Source organism: Methylomonas paludis, from assembly GCF_018734325.1.
GTDB classification, from domain to species: domain Bacteria; phylum Pseudomonadota; class Gammaproteobacteria; order Methylococcales; family Methylomonadaceae; genus Methylomonas; species Methylomonas paludis.
On the sequence record NZ_CP073754.1, the window covers coordinates 589,422 to 606,439 of the forward strand.

Below are 17,018 nucleotides of genomic sequence, written 5' to 3' on the forward strand. Positions count from 1 at the left end.
TATGGTGGTTGCAAGGCATGGTCTATGCGGGCTTAAGTCCATTCCTTATCATACCTGTTTCTGCAAAGATTATGGCAATATGGCAGAATAAGCCCTAAAATGAGGGCATGAATCGGTAACTATTCAGGGTAGCCTCAATGGTGCATTGCCGAATCGAGGCATTATTTAGCAAACGGCTTTGCAGCATCCTGTGGCATTTTTAGGTAACTCTGCTTCGATGTGCCTCGATGCCACTGCGATTGATCGAGGCTACAGGGTTTACTTTTCAATAGGCTGAAAAGTGACATGAATTTAAAAAATGCAAGGCTAAACAGGGAAAAGCCGAAATGAAAAACTTTAGCAAGTCAGATTTGGAGAGAGCTTTAGCTTTATGTAAAGGCGCCTTCATCTCTGCTGCCGCTTTCAGCATGGTGATTAATCTGCTGATGCTGGTGCCATCAATCTATATGTTACAGATTTATGATAGGGTAGTATCAACCGGTAATCAAGCCACCTTGTTGATGTTAACCCTGATCATGTTTGGTTTGTTCGTCACCATGGCCATGCTGGAATGGGTACGTTCACAAATTCTGGTGCGGGTCAGCGCCAAGCTGGAGACTTTACTCAACGAAAGAGTATTTGGTATCGCTTATCAGCAGTCTTTATATAGTGGTGGCCGGGTCACCTCGCAAGCTTTGGATGATTTGACCGGTTTGCGGCAGTTTTTAACCGGCAGCGGTTTGTTTGCCTTTTTTGATGCCCCCTGGCTGCCGTTTTACATCGCTTTAATGTTTGCGTTTCATGCCTGGTATGGCTGGTTTTCGGTGTTGACTGCGTTAAGTTTGGTAGCGATAGCCTATATCAACGAACGCGCCACTGCCAAAATGCTGGAAGATGCCAATAAGGTGGCCGCAGCGGGGCGGGCTCAAGTCAACCGCAATTTGCGTAATGCCGAGGTTATAGAAGCCATGGGCATGTTGCGCAGTGTTCGGCAGCGCTGGTTGAGTACGGCTTATAAAGTGCTGGAGCTGCAGTCTCAGGTTAGCTCCAGAGCGGGTTTGATCGCCGCCGTTTCTAAAATTTTTCGGTTGACCTCGCAATCTTTAATTTTGGCCTTGGGAGCCTATCTGGTTATTGAACGGGAAATTTCGCCGGGTATGATGATAGCAGGTTCCATTCTGCTGGGCCGGGCGTTGGCCCCTATCGATATGCTGATCGGTACCTGGAAAGGCTTTATTAATGCCAGAGGCCAATACCATCGTTTGCAGGAATTGTTGGTGCGGGTTCCGGCCGAAGCTGACAAAATGCCTTTACCGGCCCCACTCGGTACTGTGCTGTTGGAACAGGTGCAAGTTATCCCGCCCGGTGCCAAACTGCCGGCCATCAAGAATTTGAGCATGCTGATAGAGCGCGGTGATATTGTTGGGGTTTTGGGCCCCAGCGGCGCCGGCAAATCAACCTTGTCCAGAGCCTTATTGGGTATTTGGCCGACCAGTGCCGGTAAAATCAGGCTGGATGGGGTAGACGTTTTTGCCTGGAATCGGGATGAACTAGGCCCGTATATCGGTTATCTACCCCAGGACATTGAGTTGTTTGAAGGCAGTATCAGCGAAAATATTGCCCGTTTTGGCGAAATTGACGCCGAAAAAGTGGTTAGTGCCGCGAAAATGGCCGATGTCCATGAACTGATTTTACGGCTGCCGGAAGGCTATGATACTGTGATAGGCGCCAACAGTGGGGTATTGTCCGGCGGTCAGCGCCAGCGTATCGGTTTGGCACGGGCTTTGTACGGTAATCCGGTGCTGGTGGTGCTTGACGAGCCCAACTCCAATCTGGATGAACAGGGTGAAATTGCTCTGGCCAACGCTATGCTGGCCCTGAAAGCCAGCCTAGCCACCGTGATTGTGGTGACGCATCGCAATAATATTTTGGCTCAGGTCGATAAATTGCTGATTCTGAATGATGGTGAGCTGGTGGTTTACGGCAAGAAAGATCTGGTGATTGCCCATCTGCAAAAAAATGCCCCCACACCCGCTGCCGCACCTGCTTAAGCGTTAGTCAACTCCATATTTTTTAACTATGTCTAAGCAAGATCAGTCTCAGCAAAAGCCCCCAGCCATTACCTTATTAACTGATGATAGACCCATCCGTGTAATCGGTTATGTGGTGCTGTTTTTGACGTTAGGGGTGTTTGGCGCTTGGGCCTGTCTGGCCCCTATTGATAGTGCAGCGGTGGCACCGGGTTATGTGGTGGTCAAATCCCATAAAAAGACCGTGCAACACCGCGAAGGCGGCATAGTCAGCCAGTTACTGGTCAAAGATGGCGATGTGGTCAAGGAAGGAGATGCCTTGCTGGTGCTGGATGCCACTGAAAACAGAGCGCTGCTGGAGATGGCGCGAGGGCAGTATATTACCCTGGCGGCGCAATTGGCGCGACTGGAAGCCGAGCGTGACGGCAAAAAAACCATTAATTTCCCGGAACAATTTATCGACCAGAGCGATGCTCGGGTTCTGGAAGCCAGGCAGAGCGAAGAGCACATTTTTGCAGCCCGGAAAAATGCCCACGATGGTGAAATTGCCGTGCTGAAGCAGCAAGTCAGTCAGTTGCAATCCAAGATCGAGGGATTGAAAGGCATGCGTACCAGTAAACAGACTTTGGCTGATTCTTATGCTGAAGAAGTTAAGGATTTACGGGAATTATTAAGCGAAGGCTTTGCCGATAAACTGCGTTTACGGGAACTGGAACGTAACCATGCCAGCAATCTGGGTGATATCGCTTCGATTAATGCCGAAATAGCCGGCAGCGAAATACAGATAGGTGAAACCCGGCTGAAAATTCTGCAACTGGAAAAAAGATTCCAGGAAGAAGTCACGACCAAATACAGTGAGGTACAGGCTAATCTGTATGACATCAATCAACGCCTGTTGACGTCTCAGGACAAGGTGAATAGGGTTGAAATCAAGGCTCCGGTGGCCGGCAGAGTCATGGGCTTGGCGGTACATACTCTGGGTGGGGTAATTGCGCCGGGTTATCCGATATTGGAAATCGTTCCGCAACAGGAAGAACTGGTCATTGATGCTCAGGTGGCGACACTGGATATCGACCGGGTAAGTATCGGCATGGTTGCTGAAGTGCGATTTCCGGTGTTCAAGCAAGCCTTGACTCCTATCATCGAAGGTAAAGTGATTAATCTGTCCGCTGACCGGATTCTGGATGAGAAAACCGGCAATACTTATTACCAGGCTTTGGTGGAACTGACTCCGGAAAGTATTGAGAAAATGCAGCATCTGGAACTGCTGCCGGGGATGCCGGTTGAAGTGATGATCAAAACCGGGGAGAGAACCCTGTTTCAGTATCTGGCTAAACCAATCACAAATGCTTTTGCCCGTGCATTTGTAGAGGATTGATCGGCATGAACACTGCACGACTATGGTTATCACTACAGCGCAGCGGGTGGGTGCTAATGTTGGTGTTGGGCTTGAGCCGACCAGTTTGCGGCGAAGATTTGCTGAGTATTTATCAGCAGGCTTTAGTGTCTGCCCCGGAACTGAAAGCTGCCGGTTTGAAGGTGGCTGTGGGTGAGGCACAAAAAGGCGAAGCTTTTGGGCAGATGTTGCCGCAGGTTAATGGTGTGGCAAACTGGTCGGGGAACGATTTTCACCAAGGCAATTTTGGTCAGACTTATAATGGTACTCGGTATTATGTTTCGTTGACTCAAAGTCTGATGGATTTTGCCAAATACTGGGAATGGCAACGCAGCCGGGAACAGCAGCGCCAGTTTGATGCCGAACAGTTAACGGCTCAGCAATCTCTGTTGTTTGAGGTGGTAAAACGCTATTTTTTGATTCTTGATGCCGAGGAACAACTGGGCTTTATCAAAACTGAAAAACAGTCTACCGAAATCTATCAGCAGCAGATCAATAAGCTGTTTGCCAAGCAGATGACTAAAATCACCGAGGTCTATGAAGTGGAGGCCCGGCTGGATCAGATCAAGGCTGATGAAATTGAAGCGGAAAGTCTGTTATTGACGGCGCGTCAGTCTTTGATGGAATTGACTAATAGTGCTAGCGGCGAGTTGCGGCATTTGCGCGAGGCTATCGAATATAAAGAACTGGATGGCAAGCTGGAGGATTGGCTGGAAGTAGCAAAAAGCGAAAATCCCACCCTGTCGGCCCACCATAGCGCTGTGCAGGCCGCCCAAAACGATGTGGCAGTTAGAAAAGCCAAACACCTGCCGGTTGTCGATTTGCAATTGTATTATTACGACACCGATACCGGTTATCAAAGCGTGAGAACTAATCACATGCAGACCCAGGTGGCGGCATTAAATGTTAACGTGCCGATTTTTTCCGGTGGTGTATTGAGTGAGGCGGTGTCTGAATCGCAAAGTAAGCTGGCCATTGTAAAAGAAGAAAACGAAGCGAAATTACGGGCTTTGATTAAAGAAACCAGCGAAGCCTATACCTTATCCAATGCCAATGCCAAACGTATTGCCGCGGCGCACAGAGCTGTGAGTTCGGCAGCAAAATCGCGGGAAGCCATGCAAAGTGGGTTTAATTATGGGGTTAAAACCATACGGGAAGTGCTGGAGGCTCAACAGGCCGAACTCAAAGCTAAGCGTGATCTGGCTAGAGCTAAATATAATTATATTATTAACCGGGTGCGGTTTTTAAGAGCCATTGGTACCATCAGTGAGGATAATTTGTTGGAGATTAATCATTGGTTGGAAGGTTAGCTTTTGGCTTTTGAGTTGAATTTGGCTGCGAAGCAGCTTATCGTGTGTTTTAGTTTATTGGCTGCGATGATCCTCGATTCCACTGCGTTGCATCGAGGCTACGGGTCGCGATCACAGGCTGCTGCTCGCTCACAGGGTGGCTTTTTAAGTGATTTGGGCAAGTGGCTGCGAAGCCGCTTATCTGTGTGTTTTAGTTTATTGGCTGCGATGATCCTCGATTCCACTGCGTTGCATCGAGGCTACGGGGTGCGATCACAGGCTGGTGCCCGCTACACAGGGTGGCTTTTTAAGTGATTTGGGCAAGTGGCTGCGAAGCCGCTTATCTGTGTGTTTAAGTTTATCGGCTGCGATGATCCTCGATTCCACTGCGTTGCATCGAGGCTACGGGTCGCGATCACAGGCTGGTGCCCGCTACACAGGGTGGCTTTTTAAGTGATTTGGGCAAGTGGCTGCGAAGCCGCTTATCTGTGTGTTTAAGTTTATCGGCTGCGATGATCCTCGATTCCACTGCGTTGCATCGAGGCTACGGGTCGCGATCACAGGCTGGTGCCCGCTACACAGGGTGGCTTTTTAAGTGATTTGGGCAAGTGGCTGCGAAGCCGCTTATCTGTGTGTTTAAGTTTATCGGCTGCGATGATCCTCGATTCCACTGCGTTGCATCGAGGCTACGGGGTGCGATCACAGGCTGCTGCTCGCTCACAGGGTGGCTTTTTAAGTGATTTGGGCAAGTGGCTGCGAAGCCGCTTATCGTGTGTTTTAGTTTATTGGCTGCGATGATCCTCGATTCCACTGCGTTGCATCGAGGCTACGGGTCGCGATCACAGGCTGGTGCCCGCTACACAGGGTGGCTTTTTAAGTGATTTGGGCAAGTGGCTGCGAAGCCGCTTATCTGTGTGTTTTAGTTTATTGGCTGCGATGAGCCTCGATTCGACTGCGTTGCATCGAGGCTATGGTATTTTCCTAGGATGTTTTCTTTAGTTTTCGCTCCAGCCGCCGCCTAAGGCTTTATAAACTGCTGTTAGTGCGGTGGCGGTGGATGTTTCGCTTTGTGCCAATTCGCTTTGATCCTGCAATAAACGTAATTCGGTGTCCAGTACTGTTAAGAAGTCGGTGATACCGGCCTGATAGCGCAAGTGGGCCAGTTGATTGGCTTTTTCGCTGGCTTGAGCGGCTATGGCTAGTGATGAGCGGCGAATCCGGGCCTGATTATAATTAACCAGGGCATTTTCGGTTTCTTCCAGCGCACTCAGTACGGTTTGCTGATACTGGGCCAGGCTGGATTCGGCGCGGGCATCGGCGGCCTTGATGCGGGCATAAACCCTGCCCATATCCAGAAACGCCCAACTGATTTTAGGGCCAAAAGTATCGGTATTGGTACCGGGGCCGGTCATATTGCCCAAACTGTTGGATTCCAACGATAGCGCTCCGACGAAGGTCACGCGCGGAAACAGGTCTGCAGTTGCCACGCCTATGCGGGCAGTGGCCGCCGCCAAAGCCCGTTCGGCGCTGCGTATATCTGGACGGCGTTGCAATAATTGTGCGGGATTGCCGATCTGGATATGGTCTGGTGCTTTGGGCAAAGGCATGGGAGGGGCAAGTTTATCAGACAAGGCGGTCGGGATTTCTCCGCACAATACGCTAAGCCGATGAATGTTGCGGGCAATTGCGGTTTTCAGATCCGGAATGGTGGCGCGGGTGGTTTCCAATTGGGCCAGGGCTCGAGAGGTGTCCAGCTCGGTGCCGCGGCCATTATCCAGTTTTACCTTGGTTAAAGACAAGGTTTCGGCCTGATTCTGGGCATTTCTTTCCGCTACTTCAAGTTGGCGTTGCAGGCCACGCAATTCAAAATAATTACGGGCTGTCTCTGCAATCAGGCTGACCACCACATCCCGCAGTCCGGCATCCAATTGGTCGGTATCATCTTTGGTGGCTTCCACATTACGCCGGACTCTGCCGAAGAAATCCACTTCCCAAAAGGCATCAAAACCGGTGTTGTATAACTCCAAGCCGCGCGGTACATAAGATCGGTTGTTCAAGGCGGACGAGCTGCGGGTGGTTTCGGTGTAATTAGCGTGAGAGCTGATTTGCGGCAACAGATTTAAGCCGGCTTCCAGGTACAAAGCCCGGGCTTCAGCCAGATTAGCGCGCGCGGCTTTTATCTCATAATTATGCTGTGTCGTTTGATTGATTAACTCAGTCAGTTGATTGTCATTGAACAATTTCCACCAGTCCAGTGCTGTATCGGTACTGGAAAATTCAGCATGGTTGCTGTTGGCAAAACTGTCCGGCAAATGGTTTTCCGGTTGTTTATAGTCCGGGCCGACGGCACAGGCGTTTAGCAGCAGACTGCTAAACAATATTGATAAGCTTAAGCTCAAAGGCCGACTTCCGCTAATGCCGGTTATTGGTTTGGTAGTGATAACGCTCATAAATGATTATCCCCTGCAGAAGGTGCTTCGGCGATATTGGGTTGGATGCGGCGTTTGCTGCTCAGACGTTTAGCCAGGGATTCTATGGTGACAAAAAATACCGGGGTTAACAGCAGGCCGAATACGGTAACACCTATCATGCCGCTGAACACAGCTGTACCCAATACCTGGCGGGATTCCGAGCCGGCCCCGCTGGCAATGACCAAGGGAAACACGCCCATGATAAAAGCAAACGAGGTCATCAGGATGGGCCGTAACCGGATTTTGGCGGCTTCCACAGCAGCAGCTCCGGCACTGATGCCGGTTTCATGACGGCGTTTGGCAAATTCGACGATCAAAATCGCGTTTTTACTGGCCAGACCCACCAACACAATAAAACCGATCTGGGTAAAGATATTATTATCCAAACCACGTATCCAAATGCCGGTCATGGACGACAGAATACACATAGGCACAATCAAAATGACCGCAAACGGCAAAGCCCAGCTTTCGTATTGAGCTGCCAGGGCCAGAAACACAAAAATCACACTTAGCGGAAATATCAGAAAGGCGACATTACCGGCCAGCACCTGCTGCAGGGTGATTTCAGTCCATTCAAAATCGAAGCCAGGCGGCAGTTCTGCGCTCAACAATTTATTCATGGTCTCAATGGCATAACCTGAGCTGAAGCCGGGCAGGGTAGCACCATTAATTTCCGCTGCCGGATACATATTGTAGCGGGTGATTTTATCCGGGCCGCTGATTTCCCGGACATCGGCAATGGCTTCCAGCGGCACCATGCCGCCTTGCAGGTTTTTGGTTTTCAGTTTGGCAATATCTTCGCTTTGCATCCGAAACTCGGCATCTGCCTGCGCTACCACCTGATAACTGCGGCCAAATGTATTAAAGTCATTGATATACAATGAACCCAAATAGACTTGTAAGGTATCGAAAACCTGTTGCAAAGGCACATTCATGGATTTGGTGCGAGTACGATCCACATCCACAAATAATTGCGGCACTCCCGCTCTAAAGGTGGTGAACAAACCGACCAGACCCGGCTGCTGATTACCCTTGGCTATCATTTCGGCAGTGACTTTTTGCAATTCGCCTATCCCGGCATTGGTGCGGTCCTGAATTTGCAGTTTAAAACCACCCACTGAACTCATGCCTCTGATCGGCGGCGGCGCAAACACGGCAATTCTGGCTTCGGGAATGGCAGCCAGGCGTTGATTCAGCGTTTTGATAATCGCATTGGCGGACAATTCCGGATGCCCAGACCGTTCTGCAAACGGACTCAAAACCGCAAACATGGTGGCCACATTGGATTGACTGGCGCCAGTCAGCACCGACCAGCCGGCATATTCGTTGCCATGAGCAACACCGGGTGTAGACATCAAGATCTGATTGGTTTGCTGTACCACTTGTTGAGTACGGCTTAAAGAGGCCGCATCCGGTAATTGGGCGTATAAAATCAGATAGCCTTGATCCTGATCAGGAATAAATCCGGTCGGCACTTTTTCAAAAGCCAGAAAGTTCAGGCCGACCAGGCCGGCATAAATTACCAGCACAGATACTGTCATGCGTATCAGTCGACTGACCAATTGAGAATAACCTTGACTCAGTCGGTCAAAAAAACGGTTAAAGCGTCTGAAAAACCAGCCGAACAGCTTATCAATCCAGCGGCTGAAAATATCCTGGTCGCCATGCGCTCTATCCAGCAGCAAAGCGCATAAGGCCGGGCTTAAGGTTAATGAGTTGAAAGCCGATATGATGGTGGAAACCGCGATGGTCAAGGCAAATTGCTTGTAAAACGCCCCGGATACCCCGGTAATAAATGCCGTGGGTAAAAATACCGCCACCAATACCAGGGCCGTGGCGATGATGGGGCCAACCACCTCGTGCATAGCCAAGCGGGTGGCTTCGCGCGCGCTCAAACCTTCGGCTATATGGCGCTCGACATTTTCCACCACCACGATGGCGTCATCCACCACAATGCCTATTGCCAGCACCAGACCGAATAATGACAAAGTATTTAATGACAAACCCAATGCAGCCATCACCGCAAAAGTGCCGATCAGCGATACCGGAACTGCCAGTAGTGGAATCACCGCTGCCCGCCAGTTTTGCAGGAAAACGATAACCACTAATACAACCAACAGCAGTGCTTCAAACAAGGTTTCTATTACCGCATCGGTGGATTGCTCGACAAACATTACGGTGTCATACACCGCTTTATAGTCCATACCGTCCGGAAAATGGGTTTTCAGTTTTTCCATTGCGGCAATGACGGCTTTTTTGGTATCCAGCGCATTAGAGCCGGGCAATTGGAATAAGGCCAGACCTACCGTGGGTTCACCGTCCAGATATAAGCCGGAGTTATAATCTTTGGCACCCAGTTCAATGCGAGCCACGTCTTTCAGGCGGGTAATTTCGCCATTACCGCCTTGCTTAATGACAATATCGGCAAATTGTTCTGGGCTGGTCAAGCGGCCCAAGGTGCTGACTGTATACTGGAATTCGACATTGCCCTGGGTGGGTTGTTGACCCACCACGCCGGCGGCCACCTGAACGTTCTGTTCCCGCACTGCCTGCACCACCTCTGAAGCTGTGAGATTGCGGGCGGCGATTTTTTCTGGATTCAGCCACAGCCGCATACTGTAATCGCGGGCACCAAATACTAAAATATCGCCGACACCCGGTAATCTGGCTAAAGTGTCCTTAATTTGCAGTAAAGCGTAATTGCTTAAATAAATGCTGTCGTAGCGTTTGTCGGGAGAAATCAGGTTTACCACCAGACTTAAATCCGGGCTGCGTTTTTTAACGCTGATACCCTGACGTTTCACCTCATCCGGCAAACGCGGTTCGGCCAGAGCCACCCGGTTTTGCACCAAGACTTGAGATTTGTCCAGGTTAGTGCCGGGTTTAAAAGTAATCGTTAGCGCCATTACCCCGCTATTAGTGGATTGCGAAGACATGTACAGCATATCTTCCACCCCATTTACTTCCTGCTCGATTGGGGTGGCAACTGTTTCCGCCACCACTTGAGCATTTGCCCCCGGATAGGTAGTGGTAACCACTACCGTAGGCGGGGCTATCTCTGGATATTGGGCGATCGGTAAGCCCAGCAGCGCTAGTCCGCCGACCAGTACAATAAGAATAGACAGTACCGCTGCGAAGATCGGTCTATCAATGAAAAAATTGGTAAATTTATCCATGCCTGTCAGACTCCCAGCTATTTGCCAAGCGTGATTTTTTCGGGATTGACCTTGCTGCCGGGTTTAAGCTTTTGCAGACCGTCTATCACCACCCAATCATTGGCCTGCAGTCCGGCACTGATGACCCGCAAGTCGCCGATATGTGCACCTGCAGAAATTTTGCGGTACTCCACCTGATTATCCTGATTGCTGACCCAGACAAAGCTTTGCGCCTGATCGGCACTAATGGCTCGATCAGGAATCAGTAATGCCGGATAGGGCGCACTGGCTCTTACCCGTAACCGGGCAAAAAAGCCGGGGCTGAGTAATTCGTCGGGATTGGTGAATACGGCGCGTAAGGTGACAGTACCGGTGGCGGTATTTTCCCGTGGTGCGACATAATCAATAAAACCGTGATGCGGATAATTTTGCTCATCAACAACCTGCAATTCTACCGGCGTACCCTTAAGTTCAGCATTGTGGGCAGATTTTACCGCCTGGCGACGATACTTCAGTACGGATTGCTCGTCGGCATCCACATACACATAAACCGGGTCAATAGAAACGATATTGGTTAACACTGTCGTATCGCCGCCAGTAACCAAATTGCCGGCGGTGATCTGTTCCCGGCCAATACGGCCGCTGATGGGCGCCCTTATTTCACAATAATCCAGATTGATTTTGGCACTATAGACATTGGCTTCGGCGGAGGCCACTGATGCAGCTGCTTCGCGTAAGCCTTTGCTGCGACCATCAAACTCTTCAGTTGAAATGGCTTTTTCCCGGTACAGGGTATCAGCACGCTGTAAATCGTTTTTGGCCAATTCGTATTTTGATTTGGCACGCTCCAGTTCTGATGCGGCAAAGTTCAGCTGAGCTTTATAGGGTTTGGGGTCAATTTCAAACAACAGATCGCCTTTTTTGACTTTGGCACCGGCAGTAAAGTTTACCTGCTCCAGGTGCCCGCCAATTCTGGCGCGGACATCCACGGCATTGACCGCTTCCACTCTGCCGGTATACTCATCCCATTCGATGGTATCGCGGCTTAGTGGTTGAGCAATTTTTACCAGTGGTTCGGGGGCTTTGCCCGGGGCGGGATTGGCTGAGCCGGCTTTGTCGCAGGCTGTTAAACCTGCAGACAAGCTGATTACCAGCAGACTTGGCCAGGCGTAAGCCGTGAACCGGGAGGCGGATTTTGCAAACAGATTGATTTTGGATAATACGGGGAGAGCGAGCGGTTTTGCCATTTTATTAGCACCTCAGGCTGTTGGTTAAAATGGTAATATGAATTACCGTTGAGTCTACGTTATTATTAATAGTTAAGTCAACAAGTTTTGAGAGTATTTCAACATGGTTAAATGCGGACGCCCATGCAAAGGTGACGAGCAATTGAGTAGAGATCGTTTACTGGATTCCGCCCGGCAATTATTTTTGGAATACAGTTACGGCAATCTGACTATGGAAACCATAGCCAAAGATGCCCATGTATCTTTAAGAACTATTTATAGTCAGTTTGGCGGCAAGGCCGGTTTGTTTGGGGCGGTCATCAGACGCTATAGCGATCAGTTTGTCGGTACTCTGGCTCGGGATAAACCTCTGGAGGAAGCTTTGCTGACTTTTGCCAGGCAATTTTTGCAAAGTATGACTCTGCCCGAGATTATTCGGATTCGGGCTATTCTGATTGCAGAATCGCCTCGCTTTCCCGAATTGGCGCTACAGTTTTATGAACAAGGGCCCAGGCGTACGCTGAATTATCTAGCTGAGTTCTTCAAATTTCAGCAGGCTGCCGGCCGAATTGCTCCTTTTGATGCTGAATTTCTGGCCGAACAATATCTAAGTTTGCTGCGCGGTGAACAATATTACCGTTTGCAGCTGGGTCTGGAATTACCGCCCTGTGACGCCAAGATTTGTGATCTGGCGGAGCAAGCCACCCAATTGTTTTTGCACGGCTGTCTATTAGCGACACCTACCGATAAAACAGCACCATAAGCAGCCGTTTTTTCAGTTTTGGAAACTTCAGCAACAATGATTGTCTAGGAAAGGATATTGACGGTTAGGCTGGCCGTTATTACTACTTTTAATCTATGCAGGTACATCAACATGATCAAGCGCTATACCCGCTTTAGCGATATTTCTGTGAGTGAAAAAATACTCAATACTGTTTTTTTGCTAACCATAGGCCTGGGTTATCTGATGGCCTTGATCAATATGTATTACACCCATCAGGGCCGAGACGGCAAACCGGGGGTGTCCATAGAAGATATTATGATCCTCTATCACGGTTCGGCCCATCAGACCCGGTTAGGTTCTGCCATTAACGGTATCATGGAGCCGAATTTAAGTTTTAAGTCCGATAAGGAAGTGATTTTAAAATGGATACATGAGGGTGCTGATGAATCCGGGTATCAGCAAACGATTGCGCCTATTTTAAATCGCGATTGTATTGTTTGCCATACCCCGGCCGTTAATCCGGCGTTGCCGGATTTAACCAGCTATCAAGGGGTTGCCGCTGTTGCCCATGCCGGCGGTGCATCGGTGCCGGCCTTGGTGCGGGTTTCACATATCCATTTGTTTGGTATCGCTTTTATCTTGTATTTTATTGGTAAGATATTTCTACTGTGTGACATTAATATCTATGTCAAGCGGATTGCGGTAGTGATCCCGTTTTTGGCCATGTTGTTTGATGTGATGTCCTGGTTCATCACTAAGTGGTTTGCCGGTTTTGCCTATGTTGTGGTGTTAAGCGGCGCCTTAATGGGGATTTCGATGAGTATTCAGATTATGCTGAGCATTTATCAGATGTGGTTTTATCGCCCGACCGGGCGGAGCAGTCGTTATTTAAGGCGTAATGTGTCAGATACCGCAAAGTCCCGGAAACAGCGCCTGTAGGCCTTTGGCAATAAACTCCACCGCAATTGAAGCCAACAACAAGCCCATGACCCGTGTCACCACATTCATGCCGGTGTGGCCCATTACGCCGGCAATTTTCGGGGCAGTGAGTAAGACAGCCAATACCAGACTGGCTACCGAGAAAATCACTGCGGTAACCAGCAGGTAATGAGACCAGGATTGCTGGGAATGGGCGTAGACAATAATCGTGCTGATTGCTCCCGGTCCGCTCAATAGAGGAATGGCTAACGGCACCACGGCTACTGAATCTCGCTCATATGATTCGGCCAGTTCTTCGGGGGTATGCCGGGAACGGTCATGAGTGGCATACATCATGGAAATACCCATCAATAACACCAGAATACCGCCTGCCACCCGGAAAGAGGCCAGACTGATACCCAGTAAATGCAGAATCGGTTCGCCAACCACTAGCGCAAAGAGCAATACAGTTGCCACCGATGCCGCGCAGATAAAAGCAATGTGTTTACGTTCCAGGGCTGGGCGGTTTTCGGTCAGGGCGATAAAGGTAGGAATCACGCCGATGGGATTAACTACGGAAATTAAACCCGCTGAAAGCTGTAGATATTCGTTCCAGTGCAGCATATTGGTATGGTTGGGGGGAGGAGCTGTTTATTATAGGCTATGTTGGCGATAAGCCGTGGAAACCACTCAAATAGCCGTGCTAACAATAAATCTTAGGCTTCTTGCCACATGAATGATTTGTAGTTTGTCTGGAATCGGTTTGCATTGTTCTGTTGAGCCCTATGATGGTATTAAAAATGTCATAAGCCCTCCCAAACCCTGGCTAATTGTCGATGTCCGTGTCGGATTTTGTTGTGATTGAATAATAAATTACATATATATCATATTGATATATATGTAATTTTTTTGTAATTTGGATCTGGATTGAAATTTGCTTAAAAATAAAGTAATGACTCAGCGTTATGTTGCTGATCCTTTTTAAAATCAATAGTTAGCTTTGAATGATGTGCTGCACTGCGTTTAGCACATCCTACAACTAGCTGTTTTTTAAAAGGATACTTGGACGCTTAATAGTTACAAAACAACAAGACTGTCTAGTCTGATCCGGCAATTTCTATCATAGGTGAATTATGAGCAAAATCGGCATATTTTTCGGCACAGATACCGGAACCACGCGGCTGGTGGCTAAAAAAATTTTCAGCCAGTTGGGTGAGGAACTGGCGGATAAACCCAAAAACATCAATCGCACCAGTCCTGCCGAATTATTGCAATATGATGCCTTGATCTTAGGTACCCCTAGTTATGGCATCGGTGATTTACCGGGGTTGGTCACTGGTTGTCAGGAAGCCGGCTGGGCCGAATTTGCCCCTTATCTGGATGGTGTGGATTTAAGCGGCAAGCGGGTGGCGCTATTCGGTTTAGGTCACCAGGAGCGCTATGCTGATCGGTTTGCCAGTTCCTTGATTCATCTGTATGCCTTGTTTTATGGTAATGGTGCCAAAATCATCGGGCGCTGGAGTACGGATGGTTATGAGTTTAAGCATTCAGCAGCCATCGTTGATCAGCAGTTTGTTGGTTTGGTTATTGACCAGCGTAGTCAACCAGCATTAACCGATGGCCGTATTGAAAGCTGGTTAAGCCAGATTACGCCACAACTATTGCCGCAATTAGCCCAGGCTGCCTGATGATAGCGGAAAATCCAGTTGAAACGGACTTAACCCCGCTGGCCGATTGCAGTGCGTGCCGGTTTCAGGACACTTTGTTGGCCCAGGGTAAGTGCCTGCCGGGTGATTACTGTGTGTCAGCGCAAAGTGGCCGACAAATAGACCGCTTTTTTCGCAACAATCCGGGTTTTGCTGTGGATTATGTTCAGGATCCATTCTGGGAACGCCGGGCTATCGCTGCGCGTTATTTGCCTACCAATCGGCTGCAAGCCATGCTTAACGATCCGGATGAGGCGGTACGCCGGGTATTGGCGTATCGGGTACCCTTGGAATGGTTGCTGAGCTTAAGTCAGGATAGCGACCGTGAAGTGCGTATTACTGTAGCTGACCGGCTCCCGGCTGAACAGCTGGAATTGATGGCTAACGACTCTGATTATCTGGTGCGGGTATATGTTGCCAAACGCTTGCCGCAAGGCCGGTTATTCCGGCTGGTGGCTGATCCCGATAATCAGGTGCGCCGCGCCGTGGTGGAGCGTATCCCTAGCGTTAGTTTGGGGCTGATGGTGCATGATGCCGAAGTGGGTATCCGCCGTATTGTGGCCCAGCGTATGGAAATCGAAGATTTGGCCTTATTGAGTCAGGATAGTGACTGGACTGTGCGTTACGAGGTGGCGTTGCGGGCGGGTATGGCTTTGCTGGATGAGTTGCTCAACGACTCTGAAGAGGATGTGCGTTTGTTAGCAGCAGAACGTAAATTAAGTTTGATGGCGGAGGAGGCCAGTCATGGAAACTGATTATATCGTCGGCTTAACCTATGCCGACCGCTTACGCCTGGTTACCGAGGCTCGCCATCAAGCCTTGACTGTCTGGCTCAATTCCGAACCAATTTCGTTGACCTCATTGATGGGGCCGATGAGCGATGGTCCGGAATGGCCGGCGGGTGCCGCCTGGCTGGCTGCTCGTCGTCATGGTGTACCCTGTATTATTTCCGATGGTTTATCCGATCCTTTTGTTGAGCGTGACAAACCTGAAATCGGCCTGGGCATGGAAGTTTTTGTGGAAAGCCCGGATGTCGATATTCCCGCCCAGGCTTCGGCAGCCAAGTTGGCCGATACCTGGATGTTTCCGTTGCTGGCGGAAATTAGCCATACCCTGGCCGGTTATCCGCGTCTGGGCGAGAAGCTGCTGGCCGGCGAGTTGCTGTCTTTGGAGTTTAATATCGAACATATCAAGGATGGCCGAGGCCGGGTCGGGGCATTACTGAATTTGCCTGGTAATTATGCCCAGCATTTGGATTTACCCTGTGGTTCAGTCCGGTTGGTGCCGGCTACCTTGCTGACCGTGGCCGAGCTTAGATTCTTGCGCGGTAAGGGTTCCAGTGGCAGGCAGATACTTGCTGAACAACTCATATCGGCGGGTTACGGATATGTTTCCTATCTGCATCGGCCATCTCTGTATTAAGCGGTGTCATTATGTACGATGCTCAGCAAGTTTCAGCCTGGTTAGTGAGCAATGGATTTTCGGCTGATCAAGCCTTAATACCTAATAGCCAGGGTGACTATGCCTTGATTCTGGCTGCCCGTTGCAGTCGAGCCGATGTGCTTTGTTATTTATTGGCGCAGGGGGCTGAACTGGATGTTATTGACCCCTATGGCAATAACGCTCTGTGGGCCGCTTGTTTCGCTGATGCTCTGGCTTGTATCGACATCCTGCTCCAGGCCGGTATCGGCATAGATTTCCAAAACCCCAGTGGCGCGACAGCGTTGATCTATTCGGCATCAAGCGGTAAACACCAGGTGGTAGCTCACTTGCTGCAAGCGGGTGCCAATCCTTTATTAACCACTCAGGATGATTTTAGTGCGCTGGATTTGGCGGCGAATCGAGCGTGTTTGCAGTTATTGCGTAAGCAAAAAGCTGAGGCATAAAGATCGTCATATTCAAGTTCATCCGGTAGGTTAATTCGTTGCGGCATGGAAGCTGGATGCCATTTTTGGATGATGATTTCTTATAATCTGGAAGGGTGTTGTCTGATGCTTGCCATTATGTATACCCACAATTAGGCCGTTGTAAATGGGTTTTAACCATTTTAGGCGGTGTTTTTTAGGTATTTTTTAATATTTTTTGGCTATTTTTACAATGTTTATTTTTTGGGCATAAAAAAAC

13 protein-coding genes are annotated in these 17,018 nt (G+C 49.5%); 9 read left to right on the forward strand and 4 right to left on the reverse strand.

Annotated elements, in window-relative coordinates; all coding sequences use genetic code 11:
* Nucleotides 1–326: 326 nt before the first annotated feature.
* The 3 genes from KEF85_RS02795 to KEF85_RS02805 are packed head-to-tail and all read left to right on the forward strand — an operon-like array spanning nucleotide 327 to nucleotide 4,715.
* Nucleotides 327–2,030 (forward strand): type I secretion system permease/ATPase, encoded by a 1,704-nt coding sequence (locus KEF85_RS02795; protein ID WP_215583217.1) that lies wholly within the window; start codon nucleotides 327–329, stop codon nucleotides 2,028–2,030.
* Nucleotides 2,031–2,058: 28 nt separating this feature from the next.
* Nucleotides 2,059–3,387 (forward strand): HlyD family type I secretion periplasmic adaptor subunit, encoded by a 1,329-nt coding sequence (locus KEF85_RS02800; protein WP_215583218.1) that lies wholly within the window; start codon nucleotides 2,059–2,061, stop codon nucleotides 3,385–3,387.
* 5 nt (nucleotides 3,388–3,392) lie between these two features.
* Nucleotides 3,393–4,715 carry a TolC family outer membrane protein gene (locus KEF85_RS02805; RefSeq protein ID WP_215583219.1) on the forward strand — a complete coding sequence of 441 codons (1,323 nt, stop codon included), beginning with the start codon at nucleotides 3,393–3,395 and terminating at the stop codon, nucleotides 4,713–4,715.
* 974 nt (nucleotides 4,716–5,689) lie between these two features.
* On the opposite strand, the gene KEF85_RS02810 is transcribed toward KEF85_RS02805, so the two are convergent.
* From KEF85_RS02810 to KEF85_RS02820, 3 genes are read right to left on the reverse strand one after another with little or no spacing between them, the layout of a single operon-like run.
* Nucleotides 5,690–7,144, reverse strand: coding sequence for an efflux transporter outer membrane subunit (locus KEF85_RS02810; RefSeq protein WP_215583220.1), 1,455 nt, complete (start codon nucleotides 7,142–7,144; stop codon nucleotides 5,690–5,692).
* Entirely contained in the window at nucleotides 7,141–10,341 is a 3,201-nt protein-coding gene (locus KEF85_RS02815; protein WP_215583221.1) for an efflux RND transporter permease subunit, read from the reverse strand. The genes KEF85_RS02810 and KEF85_RS02815 overlap by 4 nt, the downstream gene beginning before the upstream one ends.
* Before the next feature lie 17 nt (nucleotides 10,342–10,358).
* Nucleotides 10,359–11,567, reverse strand: a complete 1,209-nt coding sequence (locus tag KEF85_RS02820; protein WP_215583222.1) for an efflux RND transporter periplasmic adaptor subunit — start codon at nucleotides 11,565–11,567, stop codon at nucleotides 10,359–10,361.
* A 142-nt stretch (nucleotides 11,568–11,709) separates the two neighbouring features.
* On the opposite strand from KEF85_RS02820, the gene KEF85_RS02825 reads away from it, so the two are divergent.
* On the forward strand, nucleotides 11,710–12,309 hold the full coding sequence (locus tag KEF85_RS02825) for a TetR/AcrR family transcriptional regulator (RefSeq protein WP_343222151.1): 600 nt from the start codon (nucleotides 11,710–11,712) through the stop codon (nucleotides 12,307–12,309).
* 111 nt (nucleotides 12,310–12,420) lie between these two features.
* Entirely contained in the window at nucleotides 12,421–13,209 is a 789-nt protein-coding gene (locus KEF85_RS02830; RefSeq protein WP_215583224.1) for a hypothetical protein, read from the forward strand.
* Here the strand turns inward: KEF85_RS02830 and KEF85_RS02835 are convergent.
* The gene (locus KEF85_RS02835) at nucleotides 13,174–13,812 is read right to left on the reverse strand and encodes a MarC family protein (RefSeq protein WP_215583225.1); all 639 of its coding nucleotides are present in this window, start codon (nucleotides 13,810–13,812) and stop codon (nucleotides 13,174–13,176) included. The genes KEF85_RS02830 and KEF85_RS02835 overlap by 36 nt on opposite strands.
* A 509-nt stretch (nucleotides 13,813–14,321) precedes the next feature.
* On the opposite strand from KEF85_RS02835, the gene KEF85_RS02840 reads away from it, so the two are divergent.
* From KEF85_RS02840 to KEF85_RS02855, 4 genes are read left to right on the forward strand one after another with little or no spacing between them, the layout of a single operon-like run.
* On the forward strand, nucleotides 14,322–14,876 hold the full coding sequence (locus KEF85_RS02840; RefSeq protein WP_215583226.1) for a flavodoxin: 555 nt from the start codon (nucleotides 14,322–14,324) through the stop codon (nucleotides 14,874–14,876).
* Entirely contained in the window at nucleotides 14,876–15,649 is a 774-nt protein-coding gene (locus tag KEF85_RS02845; protein WP_215583227.1) for a 4Fe4S-binding leucine-rich repeat protein, read from the forward strand. Before KEF85_RS02840 ends, KEF85_RS02845 begins: the two co-directional genes overlap by 1 nt.
* Nucleotides 15,639–16,316 carry a suppressor of fused domain protein gene (locus KEF85_RS02850; protein ID WP_215583228.1) on the forward strand — a complete coding sequence of 226 codons (678 nt, stop codon included), beginning with the start codon at nucleotides 15,639–15,641 and terminating at the stop codon, nucleotides 16,314–16,316. The genes KEF85_RS02845 and KEF85_RS02850 overlap by 11 nt, the downstream gene beginning before the upstream one ends.
* Nucleotides 16,317–16,327: 11 nt before the next feature.
* Nucleotides 16,328–16,780 carry an ankyrin repeat domain-containing protein gene (locus tag KEF85_RS02855; protein WP_215583229.1) on the forward strand — a complete coding sequence of 151 codons (453 nt, stop codon included), beginning with the start codon at nucleotides 16,328–16,330 and terminating at the stop codon, nucleotides 16,778–16,780.
* Nucleotides 16,781–17,018 lie beyond the last annotated feature (238 nt).